The 23,102-nt window shown below is 27.9% G+C and carries 10 protein-coding genes; 6 read left to right on the forward strand and 4 right to left on the reverse strand.

Annotated elements, in window-relative coordinates; genetic code table 11:
* The first annotated feature begins 265 nt into the window (after window positions 1-265).
* On the forward strand, window positions 266-1,354 hold the full coding sequence (locus ACYUDJ_RS04995) for a cell wall-binding repeat-containing protein (RefSeq protein ID WP_043031117.1): 1,089 nt from the start codon (window positions 266-268) through the stop codon (window positions 1,352-1,354).
* A 102-nt stretch (window positions 1,355-1,456) separates the two neighbouring features.
* Here the strand turns inward: ACYUDJ_RS04995 and ACYUDJ_RS05000 are convergent, their stop codons facing one another.
* From ACYUDJ_RS05000 to ACYUDJ_RS05010, 3 genes are all read right to left on the reverse strand, one after another.
* The gene (locus ACYUDJ_RS05000) at window positions 1,457-1,993 is read right to left on the reverse strand and encodes a Gx transporter family protein (protein WP_043031119.1); all 537 of its coding nucleotides are present in this window, start codon (window positions 1,991-1,993) and stop codon (window positions 1,457-1,459) included.
* 17 nt (window positions 1,994-2,010) lie between these two features.
* Window positions 2,011-2,403: a NusG domain II-containing protein gene (locus ACYUDJ_RS05005; protein ID WP_003487436.1), complete on the reverse strand. Its 393-nt coding sequence runs from the start codon at window positions 2,401-2,403 to the stop codon at window positions 2,011-2,013.
* 112 nt (window positions 2,404-2,515) lie between these two features.
* On the reverse strand, window positions 2,516-3,550 hold the full coding sequence (locus ACYUDJ_RS05010) for an FAD:protein FMN transferase (RefSeq protein WP_043031122.1): 1,035 nt from the start codon (window positions 3,548-3,550) through the stop codon (window positions 2,516-2,518).
* Window positions 3,551-4,213: 663 nt separating this feature from the next.
* Here ACYUDJ_RS05010 and ACYUDJ_RS05015 point away from each other — a divergent pair.
* The 4 genes from ACYUDJ_RS05015 (at window position 4,214) to ACYUDJ_RS05030 (ending at window position 19,465) form a co-directional block, all read left to right on the forward strand.
* On the forward strand, window positions 4,214-7,984 hold the full coding sequence (locus ACYUDJ_RS05015) for a cell wall-binding repeat-containing protein (RefSeq protein WP_052500376.1): 3,771 nt from the start codon (window positions 4,214-4,216) through the stop codon (window positions 7,982-7,984).
* Window positions 7,985-8,464: 480 nt separating this feature from the next.
* Window positions 8,465-10,522: a cell wall-binding repeat-containing protein gene (locus tag ACYUDJ_RS05020; protein ID WP_043031124.1), complete on the forward strand. Its 2,058-nt coding sequence runs from the start codon at window positions 8,465-8,467 to the stop codon at window positions 10,520-10,522.
* Window positions 10,523-11,172: 650 nt separating this feature from the next.
* Window positions 11,173-16,899 carry a cell wall-binding repeat-containing protein gene (locus ACYUDJ_RS05025; RefSeq protein WP_242867340.1) on the forward strand — a complete coding sequence of 1,909 codons (5,727 nt, stop codon included), beginning with the start codon at window positions 11,173-11,175 and terminating at the stop codon, window positions 16,897-16,899.
* A 283-nt stretch (window positions 16,900-17,182) separates the two neighbouring features.
* Complete coding sequence (locus ACYUDJ_RS05030; RefSeq protein WP_043031126.1) at window positions 17,183-19,465, forward strand: Ig-like domain-containing domain; 2,283 nt, start codon at window positions 17,183-17,185, stop codon at window positions 19,463-19,465.
* Between the two features lie 76 nt (window positions 19,466-19,541).
* On the opposite strand, the gene ACYUDJ_RS05035 is transcribed toward ACYUDJ_RS05030, so the two are convergent.
* Complete coding sequence (locus tag ACYUDJ_RS05035) at window positions 19,542-19,973, reverse strand: hypothetical protein (protein WP_043031129.1); 432 nt, start codon at window positions 19,971-19,973, stop codon at window positions 19,542-19,544.
* Window positions 19,974-20,289: 316 nt separating this feature from the next.
* Here ACYUDJ_RS05035 and ACYUDJ_RS05040 point away from each other — a divergent pair, with 316 nt between their 5' ends.
* Window positions 20,290-23,073 (forward strand): cell wall-binding repeat-containing protein, encoded by a 2,784-nt coding sequence (locus ACYUDJ_RS05040; protein WP_043031185.1) that lies wholly within the window; start codon window positions 20,290-20,292, stop codon window positions 23,071-23,073.
* The last annotated feature ends 29 nt before the right edge of the window (window positions 23,074-23,102 follow it).

The raw sequence follows: 23,102 nt of genomic DNA on the forward strand, positions 1-23,102 counted from the left end.
TGGTTTTAAATTACTTAGAGTTTTACTGACATATTTAGTTCCAAGTTTATAAAATATTCTATTAATACACTGTAAATTACAAAAATAGTAAATGTACATATATTATAAATTTAATATATAGAAAATTTATATTAAGTAAGAGATATTTAAAAATAAACTCTAAAAAACAAAAGATTTTGTACGAATATTATATAGAATATATAAATGTAAATTGATTTAGTATATAATTAAAAATATAGAAAATTATATAAATGGAGGGAAACTAATGTTAAAGAAGAATAAAAAAATTCTTTCAGTTATAACTGCTACTTTAGTAATGGTAATAGGAATTTCTTTTACTAATGTACAAGCAGCTTCTATAAAAAGAATGAATGGAAGTAATAGAATAGATACGGCTAATAAAACAGCAAAGGAAATATTCCAAAAATCAGAATCCGTTATTTTAGTAAATGGTACAGGCTATGCAGATGCAGTAAGTTCAGCACCACTTTCAAGATTATTAAATGCTCCAATACTTTTAACTGAAAATAAAGGAGCATTAGAGTCAGAGGTGTTAAAAACTATAAGTGACTTACAAAATGTTAAAAAAATATATATAGTTGGTGGTACTGGCGTTGTATCTACAACTATGGAAAGTTCATTAAAAAGTAAGGGGTTCCAAGTTACACGTTACGATGGACAAAAATATGGTGACAAAACAAGATATGGAACTAATGCCAGAGTGGCAGAAGAGATATTAAGATTAAGTCCTAAATCAAAGACAGGTATTTTGGTAAATGGACAAGATGGATATGCAGATGCATTATCTGTAGCTTCGGTAGCAGCTACTAATGGTTATCCAGTATTATTTGGAAATACTAAAAGTGTACCAAATGTAGTAAAAAGTAATATAATATCAAAAAACAAATTACAGATTCTTGCAGTAGGTGGTAGTGGTGTGTTACCTTCCTCTGTGGTTAGTTCTGTAAATGGTACAAAGATAACTTCAGATGCTCAATCTAAAAACAGATTTCAAACTAATTTAGCAGTGCTAGAATATTTTAAAGGTAAAGGTGGATTAGACTTTAGTCATGTATATATAGCAGCAGGAGGACAAGGCGGAAAAGCTGGACAAGGTCAATTTGCAGATGCTCTAGTAGCTTCAGCAGCAGCAGCTAAAACAGGCGCACCATTAGTTCTGAGTGGATTAGGAGCAGGTACATCAGAAATAGCTAATGCAGAAAAATTTGTTGAAACTAATATAGAGGACGAGGGTAACTTAGTTATTGTTGGTGGAAAAGCTTCAGTATCAGAGTCAGTGGAACAAAAATTAGATGAAAAAGTAGGAGATTTTAGAATATTAGATATATTTTAAGAAAGAGTATAGAGTATAGAGTATAGAGTATATAAAAAAGAGCTAAGTAAATAAATTTACTTAGCTCTTTTATTTAATGATCAATTAATAATTATTAATTGATCATTTTTCATTGCTCTTTAGTTCATTAAATAGTTTTACATTGCCTAAGTTTTTATTAAGATATTTAGTGCATAGGCCTATAAAATAGCCTGTTATTATACCGGAAATCATAAGTACTGGTAAATACACATATATTCTAAAATCTTTTACCACAAAGGCTGCTATAAAGAGTTGACCTATATTGTGAAATATAGCACCGCAAATACTTATGGAACTTAAACTTAAGTTTTCTTTAAATTTATAATAAAGCATAATCATAACAATGTTACTTAAAAAACCACCAGCCAAGCTAAACATAAAAGAAGACATATTTCCTGCAAACATAGAGCCTAAAAGGGTTCTTAGAAACATAACCAATAGGGCTTCATACCCACCTAGCATAATTAAGGTAACTAGTGAAATAATATTAGCAAGACCTAGTTTAATACCAGGAAAAAGTACAGGTATTTGAGCCTCTATTATGTATATAATTAATGCTATACCTACCATCAAACTTAAAAAAATCATTTTTCTAGTATTATAATTTTTATTTTTCATATAGATTACTCCTAAATTTAATAAGAAACTTCGTCTACTTCTTTATCATTTTTTTCAATAGTAATTATAAGTTTATGAGGAAGACAAGCAGCTGTTTCTCCAGGTTTTTTTAATACACCTGATTTTATACAAACCTTATCAGGACAATCCGCATCTATAAATCTAATAGAGCCTTTATCTATCTCTATAATATTATAACCTTTATGATCTTTATCATTATAATTAATTTTTAATTCTTTTTTTTCTTTCACCTTAGATAAATCAACTTTTTCTATAATTTTACCATTCTGTTTTATTACAGCTACAGCATTTTCAGATTTTACAAAGAATTTGAAGAAAATAATACTTATTACGCTTAAAGCTAATAGAATAGAAACTATATATATTACAATTTTATCACCTTTTTTCATTAGATCACCACCTATTATCTTATAACAAAATAAAAATTTATTAAATTTAAAAATTAAATTTTATATTTTAATATATTCTAATTAAAATATAAAAATAAACTATTTAAAAAAATTATTTATTTTGTAGTTTAAAATCTGTATTTGTTAGTTTAAATGTATCTTTAAGCCCAGAGGTTGTATAAACTTTTTTATCATTAGTTACAAATACGGCTTCTACATCCTTTAGGCTTTCTATTAATTTTTTACCTTCATCTAGGCCTAAAGTATAGACACTAGTGGATAACGCATCACCATCTATGGATTTATCTGATATTATAGAAACACTAATAAGGCCTTTTTCTGCAGGATAACCTGTCTTAGTATCAAATATATGATGATATCTTTTCCCATTTCTTTCAAAAAATCTTTCATAATTTCCAGAGGTAACTACAGACTTGTCAGAAACAGATACTATACCTAAATAATCTCCACGAGGTTCCAAAGGATTTTGAACACCTATTTTCCAAGGAGTTTTGTCAGGTTTATTTCCTAAAACATATACATTTCCCCCAAGATTTAAAAAAGCAGAACTAACATTATAGTTTAAAAGAACTTTTTTTAGTTCATCTGCGGTATATCCTTTAGCGATAGCCCCTAAATCTATAGCCTGACCTTTCCTTTTAAGCATAATAGTAGATTCCTTTTCATTTATAACAACATCTTTATAATTTATAAGGCTTAAAGCATTGCTTATCTCATCCTTAGATGGAATTCTTGCTTTGTCTGTTCCAATACCCCAAAGAGATACTAATGGCTCTACAGTTATGTCAAAGGAACCTTTAGTTTTTTCACTATATATTAATGAAGCTTTTACTACGTCAAAAGTATTTTTACTTACTTTAACAGGAGCTATTCCCGCATTTTTATTGATTTTATTAATTTCACTAGTAGATATATTAAGAGACATTTTATTTTCTATATCAGAAATTTTATCCACAGAAGCCTGTACTGCCTTATCAGCATTTTTTCCATAGGCTTTAATATTTATTATAGTTCCCATAAGATAAGTTTCTCTAGATACAGGCTCCTCCGATTTGGAATCACAACCTACAAAAACTAAAGGCAAACAAATACATAGAAGAAGTATAGTAACATATTTAATTTTCACAATAAATTCAACTCCAATCCTTAGTCTTCAACAATAGTTTATAATCAATTTTAAATTAATTATAAATAAGAGTTTTAATAAACCCTATATTTAATTATATATTGTATGTGATCATTATAAAAGCATTGTAGGAAAAATAACATTAAATCCTAGACTTTTAATAGTATATTATAAAAATTTAATAAAATCACTACCAAAAAGGAGGACTTTACCATTAAATATAGAATAATGTAATTAAAATATAATATGGGTATGAATACAATTATTATCAAAATACTTAAAGAAAATAAAAAAAATGAAAATACGACAATAGAAAAATGTCGAAAGATATACAAAAATGGAATAATTTAATGATAAATGTAAAAATATATTATAATATGTAATATTAAATCATATTTTGTAAAAAATATTATTTAATGAAATAAATATTACTTATAGAAAATGTTACAAGCCTGTGTTATAATTAAAAATGACTTAAAAAATCCTGTTTAGGAAAATAAACTAAAGATAACATATGTTATGTAAAAATTGATTAAATAACACTATTAAAGAAAAATATATATATTAAGGAAAAGTTAACATACTATTTAAAGCAAAATGCAACAATAGTAATGTTATTTATTTTATTAATTAATGTTTACACATTTAAGGAGGTATAAGCACATGAATAAGAAAGGTACAAGAGCACTAGCAAGTGCTACAGTTGTTGGACTAGTTTTAGCAACTGTTACAACAGGAAATGTTAAAGCAGCACCAGGAGATGTTAATAAGGTACAAGGAAATGACAGATATGAAACAGCTGCAAACGTAGCAAAAACTAATTGGAAAGATGGAGCTGAAAATGTAATAATAGCTTCAGGAAATGGTTATGCAGATTCATTAAGTGCATCTGTATTAGCTAAAAAATTAAATGCACCAATAATATTAACTACAGCAGGAGAATTAAATTCAAATGCTAAAAGTGCATTAGAAACATTAAAACCAAAAAATGTTTATGTTATAGGTGGAAACGCATCTGTAGCACAATCAGTAAGAGATGGACTTAAAAAACAATATACAGTAACTGAATTAGGCGGACAAACTAGATTTGAAACTAACATAGCTGTAGCTAATCACTTAGTAGACAAGTTAGGCGTAAAAGCTGAAAATGTTATGGTTGTTAATGGAAAAGATGGTTTCTCAGATGCTTTATCAGCAGCACCAGTAGCAGCAGCTAAAGAACAAGTTCTATTAATAGTAGGAAAAGATGCTTCTACAGCAGATTTAGCAGCTGACTTTGTAAAAAAACACAATTCAAAAGTAACTGTAATAGGAACAGAAGGAGTTGTTCCAGCAGCAGTTTACAATAAATTAGGAGCAAGTGAAAGAGTTAATGGTGGTGCAGATAGATTTGACACTAACCTTAAAATAATGGAACACTTCAAATTAAATGCTGATAACATATATGTAGCTAACGCAACTGATGGACAAAAAGGTTATGCAGATGCTTTAGTAGCTTCAGCATTAGCAGGAAAAAATGGTGCACCATTAGTTCTAATTGACACTAAAGATGCTCAAGGAACTAAGAATGCAATAAAATATATACAAGATAACAAAACTGACAAAACAGAAGTTTCTACAGTAGGTGGAAAAGGTGTTATGCCAGATGAAATAGTTAATGAAATAGAAAATGCTGTTAACCCAGAATTATCAGCAGCAGAAAAAGCTGTTAAAGCTTATGAAGATGCAAAAATAGGAACAGCTCAAGAAATAACAGCTGCAAAAGCTTTAAAAGTAGATGCTGTTAAAGCAGTAAACAACGTTAAAGATGCAACTAAAAAATCAGCTTTCGAAGCTAGAATAGCTGCTAAAGACAAAGCAATAGCTGATGCAGAAGCTAAATTAGAAGTTAAAGTTGAATCATCAGAAGCTATTAATGCTAAAGAAATTAAAGTAGTATTTAATAGAGAAGTAAATAAAGATTCAGCTGAAAATGAATCAAATTATAATTTATATAAAAAAGTTGGAAATGCAGATGGAGTAGATTTCGATAAAAAATTTACAGCAAAATTACAAGATGATAACAAATCTGTAGTTTTAAGAATAAATGATATTGATGCTACATTTGTAACAGGTACAAAATATAAAGTAAATGTTAAAAATGTAGTTGATACTAATTACAAAAAAATGAAAGATTATGAAGGCGACTTTGTAATGTTCCAAGACAATGAAGATCCTAAAGTATTAAAAACAGAATACACAGGAGCATCAGATGTCAAACTTACTTTCAATGAACCAATAAAAGGCAATGCATCAGATTTAACTGTTAAAATAGATGGAAAAGAAATAAAACCTGCTGATATAGATTTATCTAAAATGCCTGGACAATTAAAGAGTGAACCTGGAAACTATGAAGTTAAACTTACTAATTTAGATAATGATGCTAAAAAAGTAGGAAAACATCAAGTTGTAATATACAATGCTAAGGATTTTGCAGATAATAAAGTTGATGTAATTAACTGTGAATATACAGCAACAGAAAATAATTCAACACCAGTGGTTGAAAAATTAGAAGTTAAAAATGATAAATCAAATACATTTAGAATTAAGTTAAACACTACAGTTCAAGCTTTATCAAAGAATAATGTAGAAATAAAGAAAAATGGATATAAATTACCAGAACCTAAATATACAGTAACTCCAGTAGATGATGAAGATTATACTTATGAAGTAACAATAGCTCCAGATGCAATAGGTGAAACAAATCCTCTATTTGAAGAAGGAGAAGATAGTGTAACATTAAATGTTACAGTTAAAGATTTCATGGGCGAAAACGGAGTAGCAGGAAAAGAATATAGTTCTACTGTTAAATTAAACAAAGATTTTGGACCAAATGTATTATCAGAATCATCTAACACAGTAGTGGATGGAAAGACTTTATCAATAGTATTTGATAAACAATTATTAAAAGACAGTGCAAAACTAGAAAAAATTATTGTAACTGATGAAGATGGTGTGAAACTAGAGGCTAAAAGTGTAGCTATAGATAAAGTAGATGCTAAAAAATTATTAATTGAAATGAAAGATTCATTAGATGCTGGAACTTATAAAATAGAATTCAAAAAAGGTGCAGTTAAGAGTGTAGGAACTGAAAAAGAAAACAAAGAATTGACTACTAAAGTTATTTATGATGGATCAAGTAATGAAGTTGTAACAGTAAATTCAAGCAATGTAAGTGTTGCAAAACCTGATAAAAATGAAATTACTATAACTTATCCAGAAAAAATGGATGGAAATGCATTAAACCCATCTAATTATCTTATAGACGGAAAATCTTTAACTGAAAAATATGGAAAAGACAATAAAGATCTTACAGTAAGATTTGAAGACAGTGACAAAAAAATAGTTTTAATCGAACTTCCAAAAGGAAAGATTGAGCATAATGGATTATGCAAGTTTGAATTAAGTAATCAAATAAAAACTGATGGTGGCAAAGTAGTAGCTAATAATGCTAGTGAAAAGAAAAATGTAATTATGGATTTAACTTTAAAAGATGATAAAGCGCCAGCAATAGATGATGTAGAATTTGTTAAAGCTAATAGCAATGATACAAAGACTAATGTAATAAAAGTTACATTTGATGAAGATTTAAAAGAAGATATTAAAAAGGCAGAGGAAAAAGGTATAGGTAATGACTTTGAAATAAGATCTAATGGATCATATATGAAAGTTAAATCTGTAAGTATAGGTAAATTTACAGACAATAAAGATGAAGCAGTTATAGTATTAGATAAAGAGATTAATATAGATGTTACAAATACTACAATAAGATTAACAGATAACGAAGATTATCAAACAGCAGATAATTATAATGAAGATGGAATAAATATAGCTGATTTAGAAGGAAATGAAGCTGATGCAACAAAAGCTCAAACTATAACTAAATCAGAAAAAGATTCAACAATATTTGATAATATAAAGAAGGCAGATCAAGGCGTAGCAGATAAAGCAGCAGCAGATAAAGTACAAGAAGAAATAGCTAAATTACCAGCTAAAGGTGAAGTAAAATTAGAAAATAAAACAGCAATAGAAACTGCAAGAAAAAATTATAATGCGTTAACAGAAGATCAAAAGAAATTAGTAGATAATGAAGCAAATTTAAAAGATGCAGAAGCAGCTATAGAAGCTCTTGAAGCAGCAGAAGCAGATCAAGCAGCAGTAAATGGAAAACTTTCATCAGTTAATGCTTCATATGAGTTAGCAAAAGGAACAGATGATACAGATGATGCAAAAATAGCTGGAGTAAAAGCAGCAGTAGAAGCAGCTATCGCTGATAATACAATTACAGTAAGTGTAGAAAAAGATACTGTAAATGCTGGTAAGTTCAAAGTAAAATTAACTAAAAATGCTAAAGAAGCGATAAAAGATAACATCATAGTTACAATAGCTTCATAAGAAAGTTCATACTATATTCCAAGAACTTTTGATAGTTGTGAACCAAATGTAAATAGAAATTAAAAGAATATAGAGAAGGGTAGATTATTCTATCCTTCTCATATTTAAGATATATGATGAACGGATACATTTCAAAAACCAATCATATCAAATTCTCATAAACTTCATAAAATAGTCAGATCATATCACTGACTGAAAAGATAAAATAGTCATATCAAAAGACTATTGAATGGATTATTCTATTCAATAGTCTTTTTTATCTTTGTTTGTATTTTATTATAAGAATGTTAGCCATGTACTTCTAGGCTAATAATTAAATAATAGAATTCAAATAGAGACAGGGTTATGTATAAAAAACAGAATGACTTCCATAATTGTTTTATTTACACTTTATTCACAATGGTTGGGTGAATTTTTATCCATGATTATGGTAATATAGTATAGTAAACCATTATATGAAATATTTAGGGGGTATACAATATGGTAAAATCTAAAGAAAAAAGCAAAGTATTTTTTACCTTATTAGCCATTACTTTAATTTTTATTGTTAATTCTAATAAGGTAAAAGCTGATGATGAGATTAATTTTAAAAGGTTATGTGGCAAAGGTCGATATGAAACCTCAGCTTCTATATGTAGTGGTGGATGGGAAACATCAGAGTATGTTGTTCTAGCAAGTGGAGAGGGATTTGCAGATGCTTTAAGTGCAGCTCCATTAGCTAAAAAATATAATGCACCTATAATTTTAACAGGGAAAAATAAGTTGAATGATAATGCTAAAGCTCAGTTAGAAAAATTGGAAACTAAAAAGGTAATAATAGTTGGAGGTCCTGGTTCAATTTCAGAAGATATAGTAACAGAATTAAAAAATCTAGGAATAAAGGTTAATAGAATATATGGTGAAGATAGATATAAAACTAGTTTAAAAATTGCAAAAGAAATAGGAGTAAAAAACGGAGTAGTAGTTACAAATGGATTAGGCTTTGCTGATGCATTGGCTATGGCACCTATAGCAGCTACTAAACAAATGCCTATTTTGTTAACACCTAGTGACAAATTAACAAATGACACAATGGAGTTTTTAAAGAAAAATTCTTATGATAAAAGCTATGTTTTAGGAGGACCTGCTACAGTTAGTGATTATATAAAAAATTCATTAAAAAATCCAATTAGATTAAGTGGAATGGACAGATTTCAAACTAATATAGCTATATTGGACCATTTTAGAGACGAGATAAACTTAGATGAAGTATATATTACATCAGGAGATGGATATGCAGATGCTTTATCTGGTTCAGTATTAGCTAGTAAAAATAAATCTCCAATAATATTAATAAATGATGATTTAAACAGAAGTACAAAATCTTTTGTAAGTACTAATAAATTTAATTTTAAAAATGTAACAATATTTGGAGGAGAAGCAGTAGTAAAGGAACCTACTCTAAGTAATTTGTTTGGAGCATTTAAGCCTGGTGAAACAAGATCAGATACTAAAGAAGTTGTTGCAGAAAGATTGGATAGATCCTATCTTAAAGATTACCATATTGATTTACCAGAAGAGGGTAAGTTAGATATAGAATATGATTTTAACGATTTTACTCGTTTCGATTTAATTGTTTTAGATGGAAAGGGTAATGAAATTATAAAAAAATCTTATAATTATTTGAAGAAAAATAAGAGTGTTCATGATAATTATAATGATATAAGACTGCCTAAAGGAAAATATATAGTTAGGGTACATGCATTTAATATGAACGGAACTTACACAATCAAAGCAAAATATATTCAAGAGGGAGAAGGCTTTGAAAAGGAATTTAATAATGATCTAAAAACTGCAAATGCTATAGAACCTAATAAAAGTATTGTAGGAAGTATTCATAGTTATAATGATGTAGATTATTATAAATTCACATTAAATGAAAAAGGAAATTTAAAAATAAATTTAAAACATAATCAATATGGTAGATATGGATTTAAGGTTAGTTTATTAGATGAAAATAATAAATCAATATCAGAATTTATTAGTAGAGGAGAAGATATAAATTCTTATAGTAATAAATTAAGACTTCCTAAAGGCACTTATTTTGTAAAAATAGAGTGTGAAAAATGGAATGATGAACCTTTACAGTATGAACTAAATTTAGTTTATAATGTTGAAGGTGAAAATTATGAGTCAGAGCCAAATGATTATATACAAGATGCTAATTATATAAAGTGCAATAAAGAGTATATAGGAAATATACAATCAAGAGATGATAGAGATTATTATAAAATAAATTTAAATTCAGATTCAAAAGTAACAATCAACTTTAAACACGATGAAAGCTATGGAAAGTGGACTATTTATTTATGCGATAAGGACAATAATCCAATACAGAGATTTAAGTCTTATGGCTTTGAAATTAATAAGGATTTTGATCCAGTAGAATTAAAATCAGGAGAGTATTATGTGTCAGTAGAAGGAAGAGATGATTTAGATTATACTATAAATGTAAAACGAGAAGCACCAGATAAACCTGCTGATGAAAATAAAGAGTAAACAGAAAATAAAGCATATAAAAAGACTATTAAATGGAATAATCCATTTAATAGTCTTTTATGTTCATGTAATGAACATTTATTATAGATAATAAGGTAACAAATATAAATCTTTATTGTTTTACAAAAACTACATTAATAGCTTTGACTAAAGCTTCTACTTTATCTCCTTCTTTAAATCCCGCATCTTCTAAACTTTCTTTTGTCATTACAGACGTAACTACAGGTGAAGTAGTTCATCCATCAACAGTCATTTTAATTTGTGCCATAACATTGTCAGCTTTTATTTCATCTACTTTTCCTATAATTTTATTTCTTACTCCAGCTTCCATTATTAAACCTCCTAAAGTTATATCTCTCTATTATTGTTTATTATAGTTAAATATAAATACATAAGTTTTATTTATAGGTATGATTAAATTTAGTTATAAACTTAAGTTTAAGAAGATAAATAGCTATTACCATTTCTTATAGTTAACTGTTAATATATAACAAAATAAAATAAATTGCAAACGTAGTAAATATTACAATATATGCTATAATTAGACATGAATTGAGAATATTTTTCCAATAAAATTAACATGTGCATCTCATTAAAAAAGAGATAACGACATGTTAGTTATTTTTGTATATTTTAAAGGGGGTAAAATAATGAATAAGAAAGGAACAAGAATGTTAGCTAGCGCTACAGCCCTAGGTATAGTGCTGACAATGCTTCCATCAGGAAATGTTAAGGCAGCACCAGGGGATGTTAATAAGGTGCCAGGAAAGGATAGGTATGAAACAGCTGCCAATGTAGCAACAGCTAACTGGAAAGAGGGGGCTGAAAATGTAATAATAGCCTCAGGAGAGGGGTATGCGGATTCATTAAGTGCATCAGTTTTAGCTAAGAAATTAAATGCACCAATAATATTAACAAAATCAGGAGAATTACATAAAAGTGCTAAGGAAACCTTAAAAACTTTAAAAGCAAAAAATCTTTATGTTATAGGTGGGAATGCATCTGTATCACAATCCATAAGAGATGATCTAAAAAAAGAAGGTTATGCCTTAACTGAGCTAGGAGGAAAAAATAGATTTGAAACAAACCTAGCTATAGCGAATTATTTAGTAGAAGAGCATAATGTCAAAGCTGATGAAATATTAGTTGTAAATGGTAAAGATGGTTTCTCAGATGCCTTATCAGCAGCACCCGTGGCAGCAGCTAAAGGGCAAATCTTATTAATAGTAGGGAAAGATCCATCTACAGCGGATTTAGCATCTAAATTTATACAAAAACATAATTCAAAGGTAACTGCAATAGGAACAGAAGGAGTGATTCCAAAGGCAGTTTATGATAAATTAGGAGCAAAAGAAAGAGTTACAGGTGGAGCCAACAGATTTGAAACAAATCTTAATATAATGAAATATTTTAAATTAAATACAGATAAACTATATGTAGCTAATGCTACAGGAGATGGTTATGCAGATGCTTTAGTGGCTTCAGCATTAGCAGGGAGAACTGCTTCTCAATTAATCTTAACTCATACTAAAGATTCACAAGAAACTAAGAATGCAATAGATCATATAAAATCTATTAAAAATGACAAAACAGAGGTTGGATTAGTAGGGGGAGATTCTGTTATACCCCAAGAAGTAGTAAATAAAATTAAGGAAGTTGTTAAAGAAGAAAACATAAAAAACCCAGAAAAACCTTCAAGACCATCAAAGCCATCAAAACCAACTGAGCCTGAAAAAAATAAATTTGAGATAATTTGGTCTTTTGCAGATGTAGATGAAGACTTAGATGTTAACACAACAAATGGAAAAGATGATGCACAACGTGATTACGTATACATTAAGTTTAATAAGCCAATATCAGTATCTGGTGAGGCTAATAACGTCTTAAATACTTCAAATTATAAATTAAATAAAATGTCTCTTCCAAAAGGAACAGAAATTAAACCTAATATAAAAGGACTTGATGATGCTGATAAAGTAACAGATTCTATTACAATAGTATTACCAAATGAATATTTAAATGGTAAAAATGAACCACATATAATAACTATTTCAAGCTATTTAGAAAGCTCAACTACTGGGGAGGTACTAACAAATGGTGGGGATAAAATTCTTACCTGGTCAGCGGATGGTAAAGAAATATTTAATGCTTTATTGGTAGCAGAAAAGCAAATTTATTTGGCAGAAGTAACAGCTAAGAAGGATTTAGCATTAAAAGATAATTTAATTAATGCAGAAAAAGCATTAGAAACAGCAAAAGCATCAATAAATTCTTTGAATAATAAAACATCAGGAAAATCCGCTTTAGAAGAAAGGGTTAGCGATGTTGAAAAGACTGTAAAGGATGCAAGAATAAAGTTTGATGAAAAAACAGATTTTGAATTTTCTAATGGTAAGATTACTAAATATATAGGAAATGAAACAGATATAGTTATTCCAGAGACAATTAGGGGAGAAAAAGTTACTGCCATTGAAGATAGTGCCTTTAAAAATAAAAACCTAACATCTGTGAAAATACCAAAAACTGTAGAAAGTATAGGAATGCAAGCATTTGCTAAGAATAATTTAACATCAATTGAATTACCTGAATCCTTAAAAGATATGGGGAATATAGCTTTTATGGATAATAAGCTAGCATCAGTAAAGATTCCTAAAAACTTAATTAATATACCTACAGGAGCTTTTTCTAAAAATCAAATAACTTCTGTATTAATTCCAGATGGAGTTACAACAATAGGAAGAGCTGCATTTATGGATAATAGTCTAGAAACTATAATTATTCCATCAACTGTAGAAAGTATTGGAGGCACTGCCTTTAGTAGCAATAAATTAAAATCTGTAACTATTCCATCTAGTGTAAAAAACATTGGAAAAGATGCTTTTGCTAAAAATGAAAATGTTAAGTTAACTTATTCTAAATTAGTAGAGGTTATTGAATATGGAGAAAAAATAAAAACAGATGATAAATCAGAAGAAAAGATAAAATTATTAAAAGAAGCTATTGAAGCAGGAAATAATTTGAATAAAAAACCTAATGCTACTTTGGATGAGGTAAATAAAGCAATTGAAGAAATTGATAATGCTATAGAAACTTTAGTTGGTATAGAGAATTTTGAATTCTCAGATGGTAGAATTACTAAATATATTGGAACTGAAACAGATATAACTATTCCACGTACAATTAAAGGAGAAAAGGTTACTACTATTGGAAATGGAGCTTTTGCAAATAAAAAATTAACATCTGTAAATATACCACAAACTGTAGAAATTATAGAAATGCAAGCCTTTGCTAAGAATAATTTAACATCTATTGAGTTACCAGAATCTTTAAAAAGCATGGGAAACATAGCTTTTATGGGTAATAAGCTAACATCAGTAAGGATTCCTAAAAATTTAACTATTATACCATCATCAGCTTTTTCTAAAAATGAAATAAGCTCTGTAGTAATATCAGAGGGAGTTACAGAAATAGCATTATCTGCGTTTGCGCAGAATAAACTAGAATCTATAGTTATTCCATCAACTGTAGAATTTATCAGGAATAAGGCATTTAGTGGCAATCAATTAAAAATAGTAAATATTCCATCAAATGTGAAAGATATTGGAAAAGATGCCTTTGATAATAATAAAAATATTAAATTAGTTTACTCTAAGCTAATAGAGGCCATTAAAAGAGCAGAGAGTATAAAAACAAAGGGTAAAGAAGCAGATAAAGTAAAGGTATTAAAAGAAGCTATTGAAGAGGGGAATAAATTAAATGACAAATCTAATGCTACTTTAGAGGAAGTAAATAAAGTGGTGGAAAGTATTAATAATGCCATAGAAGCTTTAAATAAAGAAAGTTCTAAAACTACTATAAAACAAATAAAACCATTAGGAATAAAAAATATAGATGTGGATTTTGGAACTACTGAGGCTAATGTAAAAGCAAAACTACCTAAGAAGATTACAATAGTGGATTCTAAAGATAAAGAACATAATATAGATATAAACTGGTCAATTCTAAAATATAATGGAAATATTGCAGCAGATTATACTGCTACAGGAATTTTAAAATTACCAGAAGGAGTACTTCAATCAAATCCAGAAACTGATTTAAAAGTAACGTTAAAAGTGACAGTAACACCTAAAGGTGTAGAGAATAAAGAATGGGAAGTAAAGGACTTTACTTTTAAGGGGACAGCTATAACTGGTTTTGCTGAAAGTGGAAAAGAGAAGTTTAAAAACAACAAGGACTTAATCTTACCTAAGACAAATCAGTTTGGAGAAAAAATAAATGAAATAGCAGATGAAGCCTTTTGTAGTGAATTTGAAATAAAAGGCGATTCTAATGAAAGTTTTAAAGATAAAGATAAAGCTAAACAAGATCCTAAAATAGGAATAAATTCTGTTATTATACCAGATACTGTTAAAATAATAGGAAAAGAAGCTTTCCGTAATAATTGTTTAACAGATATTAATATTCCTGAAAGTGTAACTACCATAAAAGGTTTAGCTTTTAATAACAATAAATTAAAAACTTTGACTATACCAGATAGTGTTACAGAATTAGGAAATGGAGCATTTACTCTAAATGATATAGCAGATTTAAAACTTTCTAAGGAGTTAAAAACAATACCAGTAGCTTTTGGTTATAATAATTTAGTTAGTGTAACTATACCAGAAGGAGTTACTAGAATAGAGGATATGGCTTTTAGTGATAATAAATTAGCTCAAGTAACATTGCCTACTACTTTAGAATATTTATCTGGATTTAATAATAATAATTTAAAATCAATAAATATTCCTACAAGTGTTACGGAGTTAGGTAAAAAAGCATTTGCAAGAAATAAGATATCATCAGTAAAAATACCTGGTAATGTTAAGAAAATAGGAGTAAGTGCATTTCAAAATACATGGCATGATACTTTCTTGACTTCTATTACTATTAAAGATGGGGTTGAAAAGATAGATGAATATGCCTTTTCACTAAATCATTTAAAGGATGTAAATATTCCAAAGAGCGTTAAAGAGCTAGCACCAAACGCTTTCCATAAAAATTTAGGGTATGATGGTGTAGTTCATTTATTTACAGATAATTATAATAATCCAAATAATTTGAAAGAATCTAAGTATCAAGTAATTGATCCAGCAAAACTAACTATTAAGTATAGATCTGAAGATAAGACTTTAAAAGAAGAAGAAATATGGAAGATTGGAAAGAAAGAAGGGGAAGAAAAATATCTTCATATAGGTGATAAAGCTGTAGAAATAACTCCTAAATATGAAGATAATGAATATGAATTAGAAAATACAGATGCAAGAAAAGTTGATTTAAATCATAAGGAAAATGAGCTTATTGTTGAATGTAAGAAAAAAGATTCAGTAGACAAGATAATGATTAAATCAATAGGTGAGGTAGCACCAGTAGTAGTGGACTTTGGAACAGAACAAAATATAGCAATGGATAAATTATCTAAAAGTACTTATATAGTTGATTCAAATGGTGAAAATCATGAAGTGAAATTAAATTGGACAATTAAAAATTATAGTGGAAATGTGTCAGGAGAATATAATGCTATAGGAACATTTAAACTTCCACAGGGTATATCTCAATCAGAACCAGAAATAACATTAGAAGTTCAAGGAAAAATAATAGTAAAAGAGGATTTCGAGAATATACAAGATAGTAAATGGGAAGTAGAAGACTTTAATTTTGAGGGAACAACTTTAGCTGGTTTCTCTGACAAAGGAGAAGAAAAATTAAAAACTAATAAAGATTTGATTTTACCTAAGGTAAATGATAAAGGCGAAGCTATAACTAAGGTTAAAAATTATGCATTTGCCAAGAATGGATTAACTAGCTTAGCAATTCCTAAAGGTTTAAACGGATTAGTAATTGGTACAAATGCTTTTGAAGAAAATCAAATAAATACATTATATATTTCAGAAGGAGTAAAGGAAATTGATGCTTATGCTTTTTCTAAAAATAAATTAAAGTATGTAGATTTTCCAGGAACTTTAAAGAAAATAGGAAATCATGCTTTTGCAGATAATCAATTAGTATCAGCTATTTTTTCAGAAGAAACTAATATGATAGCCATAGATCGTTTTTCTTTTGCAAATAATAAAATAACATCTATAACCTTATTAAATGATGTAACAAAGGTGAATGGAGAGGCATTTAAGGATAATAAGTCATATAATAGTGATGGTAAAGTTCATATTTTCACAAAAAGCTTTGACCCTAATAATTCCAATCAATGGTTTCCAGATTCACAATATCATAAAGTAATCGTTATAGGTGTAGAATCTATAAAAGAAATACAACCAATAGAAGTAAATTTAGGTACACAAAAAAATAATATAAAGGTATCAGCTATGAAATTTAGCAAATAATAGAATATAAAGAGAATCATCAGAAATGACGATTCTCTTTATATTTTAGTTTGACAAAAATTATAAAACAATCATATTACCAGGGAAATATAATAGTTTTTTAGCATATATGCTAGATTTATGTTATATAAAATAATAATAAAATTTATGAAAATATATTGTAAAATTAATAAATAACTATTAAATTTACAAATAAAATAGTAGAATTATTTTAAGACACAAAAATATTTAAAATTCAACTAAATAATAGAAAGTTTTTAAAACGTTTAACAGGGGGGAGAAAATGAAAAAAATAGTTACATACTTTTTCTTGACATTATGTTTTATGGTTATTTTGTGTAATTTTAATGGTGACATAAAGGCTCAATCAGATTATAAAACATTAAAAGAGTATAATAATGTAGCGATTACAAAGAACTGGAGTATAAAATTTAATAGAGAAATTTATACGGATTCAGTAAAAGAGGATAGTATAATTGTACAGGATTCTAAAGGAAATAAAGTTTCTACCAAATTAGAAATAGCACAGGATAAAAAATCAATTATTGTAAAGGCACCTGTAGGTGGATACAAGTATAGTGAATCCTATATCTTACAAGTGAATCCTCAGATTAAATCCCAAAAAGGTGAAGAAATGAAAAATGGTTATATGATAAAATTTACTACTGCAGCACAATCTACAAAAACAGATTTTACTAAGAAAGGTATATTCACAAATTTTGGGGCTATAGAGCAGGGATTTCAGATCAATAAAGGCATTATGTATCATAATAAAAAAAATGAACCAGTTTTATATGGTGGAACTATTGTAATGGGTGGAGGAAGTTGTAATTTTTTTGCTTTTAATACTATTACAAAAGAGTTAGAAAAAATGATTTCTATTCCTAATTCTGAAGGAATAATATCTATGGTGTCAGATGGAGATTTTGTTTATTTTGGAACTTATAATAGCGCAACCTTATATAGATATAATATAAAAACTGAAACATTAGATAAACTTACAGATGTAAAAAATGATAACTATATTTGGGATATCAAAGCTTATGGAAATAGGATTTACCTTTCAACTTCTCCTAGAAGTCGTATTTATAAGTATTATATAAAAGAAAATAAATTAGAGGATTTAGGTTCCTTTTCCAATGAGCAATATGGAAAATCTATCGAATATTATAATGGTAAAGTATATGCAGGTATTGGTTCAAAAGCAGGCCTAATCCAGTATGACGAAAAAACAAAAGCAAAGAACAATATATTGCCATCTAAATATAGTGGACAATTTGTAAATTATCTAAAGGTTGAGGATTCTAAACTATTTGTAGTATTATATCCTTCATTTACAGTTCTTTCATATGATCTTAAAACTAATAAATTTACAGAAAGAATGAATACAATAAGTAATAAGTATTATGATTATTATCCAGAATTTAATGATAACTTTATAACATTTAAGGGACCAGATGGGTATATATTTCATTATGATAAAGTTAATGATAAATTAATGTGTTTACAATATAATGGTGGAGGTATAACTTCTTCTGGTGTAGTAAATAACAGCTATATAGCAAGTATAAATCAAGATGGATACTATATAGAAAATGAATTAAATGGGGCAAATCCTAAAAAAATTCATTTATCATCTAAGGGGTTAAAAGGTACAGCGGCAAAACCAGTATATATGTATCCGTATAATGATAAGATATATTTTGGTGGAAAAATGCTTTCTGTTTATGATGTTAATAGTAAAACCTCTATATTTAAAGAAGTACGAGGTGAAGTTAAATCTATAAGTATTTTGAATGATTCATTATATACAGGAAATTATGCTGATGCTAAATTGTGGAGATATGATAAATCTGCTATAGATGATCCAGATTCAGTGAATTTTACTGATGAAAATTACTTTTTAAAACAAATACCAACAGGATATAATCAAAACAGACCATCTAAAATGATATCAAACCCTAAGTTAGGTACAGTGACAGTGTTATCTGAACCGTCACCAGGAAATTATGGTGGTACAGTTACTACGTATAATAAAAATAATGGAGAATTTTATATAAGAAACAATGTGGTTCCTAATCAGTATATTCATAGCATGGCTTATGATACAAACAAACCTAGTGTTGCTTATTTAGGAAGTTCTTCCATTTATAATTATGGTTCACAAACGCTAAATGAAAATGCTCATTTGGTAAAGTATGATGTAATAACTCAAAGTAAGCTATTTGATATAATTCCCGAAGCAGGTAGTAAGAGAGTTGCTTCTGTAGCCTATTTAGATGATAAAGTTTATTGTGTAACAAATAATGGAACTTTAATAAGTATGGATGCTAATACTGGTAAAGTTTTAAAAAAGGTCACTAATTTTTGGTATAGAGAAATATGTGCTTCTGTGGATGGAAACTTATACGGATTAACTAATAGAGGTTTTTGGAAGATAGATAGAAATACATTGAATGCTATAGTTCTCAAAAATAATTTGACAGATCCAACTAGATTGAACGAGGATCCTATAACAGGAAAAATATATTTTTATGATAATTTAACTCTTTGGTCCTATCAATAAAGTTATTAAAAAATAAATATACCGTTGAATAAGATAATTTATTCAACGGTATATTTGTTTATAGTTTTTATGATAATTAATTTTTAATTACCCATTTATTATTTTCTTTTACTACCATCCAATAATTTGCGTCTTTCTTTTCATTATCATCATTAACATTTTTTAAGTAGTATACTTTATATAAATCTTTGTCTTTTTCTTCTGATTTCATATGCTTCATTATTCCTTTTATAGAACTACCATCATATTTAAACATATCTTTACTTTTATTAGAATTTCTATAAGCTTCAAATTGTTCTTTAGTGATAACTTTATTAGGATTTGCAAATAATTCTTTGTATTCTTCATAGGTTCCTTCTTTAAAGTTTTGTATTTTTACTATTTTATATATTGGCTCTAAAGGTGTATTTACAAAGCTTTGTTTCTTTTGATAATAAGTATAAGATAATATTCCTACCAATATTACAATTATCCCTAAGATAATAAATTTACTCTTTCCTTTATTCATGCTATTTCCTCCATCTAGTTTAATTAATATTAATTACATAATATATTATATAGGTTTTTAAAATAAATATAAAGGAATATAATGAAATTCATACATTTTTAAGAATTTATTAGGTAAATAGAATTTATAATGGTTTTGTTATAAGAATATGGTTTGGAAAAAATATATATAAATTGCATTTATACATATTTTATAATAAATTTTCAATATAATAACAAGTGAGAATATGATATAATTAATAATAAATTCACAAAATGTTAACTTATGGAGGTCATTTTATAAATTTTTGTAGTTAACTATACGGGGAGGGCTATATATGAAAAAATTTAAAAGAGTTTTAGCTAGTTCAACCATTCTAGCTTTAGTTTTGCAAACTAATATTGTTGGTGGTAATGTAAAAGCTTATGATGGACAAGTAAAGAGATTTGAGGGAAATAATAGATATGAAACGGCTGCTAAGTTAGCTACTTTTAATTGGACAAAGTCTGATAATATTGTACTTGTATCTGGTGAAGGATATGCAGATGCTTTAAGTGCTTCTGTGCTTGCTAAAAGATTAAATGCACCAATAATTTTAACTAATCCTAATAATTTAAATGATAATGCAAGACAAACTATAGAAAAATTAAAAGCTAAAAATATTTATGTTATAGGTGGAGAGGCATCCATATCTTCTAAAATAAGAAATAGACTTAAAGATAATTATAAATTAATAGAATTAAAAGGTAGGGATAGATTTGAAACTAATTTAAATGTAGCTGAAGAGATGGTCAAATTAGGAGTAGATACTAGCGAGGTTATGGTAGTAAACGGGAAAGATGGTTTTTCTGATGCTTTATCAGCAGCTCCAATTGCAGCAGCTAATGGACAAATACTTTTGATAGTATCTAAAGATAATGGAAAAACTGCTACAGAATTTATACAAAAGCATAATTCAAAAGCTACAGTAATAGGAACTAAGAATGTTGTATCTGATAAAATTTACAATAGTCTTGGAGCTAGTAGAAGAGTTGATGGTGGTGCAAATAGATTTGAAACAAACTTAAAAATATTAAAAGAATTTAATGTTAAATCTGATACACATTTATACATAGCCAATTCTACAGGGAAAGGCTATGCAGACGCTTTAGTAGCCTCTGTGCTAGCAGGAAAATTTAATGCACCATTAATTTTAACTGATACTAAAGATTCAAAGGATACAGAAAAGGCTTTAAAATATATAAAAGATAATATTAAAGGAACAACAGAAATAAATGCAGTTGGGGGAAAATCTGTTATACCAGAAAGTGTAACAGAGAATATAAATAAATATATAGAGAAAAAGCCGGATTCAAAACCGGATGTTGAACCAAAACCAGAAAATAAAGCTCCTATAGCAACGGGAACTTTAAATAAGAGCTCATACAATATAAATAAAGATAAATCAGAGATTACGATTAATCTTAAGGATTTAAATAATGATGGCTATCAATCTGATGCGGCCTTTGTAGATCCTGATGGAGATGAGTTAACTTATACTACAATAGTAGATGGAGAAAATAAAGATAAAATAGGTGTGACTGTTAAGGATAGTAATATAACTATAAAGACAAAGGAACAATTCAAAGGTCAAGTTAAAATAACTATTGTTGCTAGTGATGGTGAAAAATCTGTATCTGATTTCTTTAAAGTAAATGTAGACAATATAGATAATAAAGAAGAAACTAAAATAATTGATGCTAATTTAGTTCAAAAAGAGAAAGCTAAATTGATCTTAGGAGATTTAAATAATGTAATAGGAGATTTAGATTTACCTATCAAGGCAGAAAATGGAGTAGAGATAGCCTGGAAATCTACTAATGTAAATATAGTGAATAACACAGGTAAGGTTACAAGACCAAGGGCAACAGAAGGCAATGCTGTAATAACTTTAACAGCTACTTTGTCAAAGGGTGAAGCTAAGGACACAAAGGACTTTGTTGTAACTGTTAAAGCTAAAGAATTCACAGATGAAGAACTTGTGAATATTTCACTAAAAGATTTAAAATTAGAAGGTAATCTTAATTCTGTAGTTGATAATATAAAATTACCTATAAGAGATGAGAAAAATAAGGTAGATATAGAATGGAGATCAAGTAATAATGATATTCTTTCAAATACAGGTGTAGTTAAAAGAACAAATAAAGATGAAAATATAACTTTAACGGCTGTAGTAAAGAGAGGAACTGTAAAAAAGAATAAAGAATTTAATATAAAAGTTAAAGCTTTAGAAAAGCTAGTAGCTAATAATACACAGGAATTTTGTGACATAATAAGAGATGTTTTAGAAAGAGTCGAACCTAGTGTGTCTATAAAATTACAAGAGGATATTGTGGACTTGGATTCATCTGAACTTCTAATGCTTCTAGAATCAATATATTCACGATATCCAGAAGTTGATTATGGTTGTCCTGAAATGCACCCAAAAATTAGAGATGATCAAGATAGTTTTCAAAGTCCTGAAGGAGAAGTAAATATAAATATTACTTATAAATTAGATAAAGCTACTATAGAAATGGAAAAAGCAGCAGTTAAAGTTAAGGTACAAGAAATTATAAACAATGTTATAAAAGAAGGTATGTCTGATGTAGAGAAAGAATTAGTTTTGCATGATTATATAGTTAAAAATACAGAATATAACATGGATAATCACAATAAGAAAATTATTTTACCAGATGATTGTAATGCTTATGGTGTTTTAGTAAAAAGGATTGGTACTTCTGAAGGTTATTCAAAGGCTATGTATGAATTGTTAAAAGCAGCAGGAATAGAATGCAAATATGTTACGGGAATTTCTGTACATGGCGCTGTAGGTGGAGATAGACATTCTTGGAATATGGTTAAATTAGACAATGAATGGTACAATTTAGATGTTACATGGGATGAACCTATTTTTAATAAAAATGGATCTAATAATTCATTAGATAAAGTTAACCACACTTATTTTAATATTCCTGATAACATTTTTCATAAAGATCATAAAAGAGGGAATTATGAAAATGACGAATATGCAAAATGTACAGCTACAAAATATTCATATGAAAATATAGATACAAGTCAATTTGTAAGTTACGGAAAATAAAATACTTGTAAACAAGGCAACTTTAATAG

Source organism: Clostridium sp. CTA-6, from assembly GCF_054768115.1.

Coding starts and splice junctions, on each gene's coding strand:
- ACYUDJ_RS04995 (WP_043031117.1), top strand. CDS start 266: ATGTTAAAGAAGAATAAAAAAATTCTTTCAGTTATAACTGCTACTTTA.
- ACYUDJ_RS05000 (WP_043031119.1), bottom strand. CDS start 1,993: ATGAAAAATAAAAATTATAATACTAGAAAAATGATTTTTTTAAGTTTG.
- ACYUDJ_RS05005 (WP_003487436.1), bottom strand. CDS start 2,403: ATGAAAAAAGGTGATAAAATTGTAATATATATAGTTTCTATTCTATTA.
- ACYUDJ_RS05015 (WP_052500376.1), top strand. CDS start 4,214: ATGAATAAGAAAGGTACAAGAGCACTAGCAAGTGCTACAGTTGTTGGA.
- ACYUDJ_RS05020 (WP_043031124.1), top strand. CDS start 8,465: ATGGTAAAATCTAAAGAAAAAAGCAAAGTATTTTTTACCTTATTAGCC.
- ACYUDJ_RS05025 (WP_242867340.1), top strand. CDS start 11,173: ATGAATAAGAAAGGAACAAGAATGTTAGCTAGCGCTACAGCCCTAGGT.
- ACYUDJ_RS05030 (WP_043031126.1), top strand. CDS start 17,183: ATGAAAAAAATAGTTACATACTTTTTCTTGACATTATGTTTTATGGTT.
- ACYUDJ_RS05035 (WP_043031129.1), bottom strand. CDS start 19,973: ATGAATAAAGGAAAGAGTAAATTTATTATCTTAGGGATAATTGTAATA.
- ACYUDJ_RS05040 (WP_043031185.1), top strand. CDS start 20,290: ATGAAAAAATTTAAAAGAGTTTTAGCTAGTTCAACCATTCTAGCTTTA.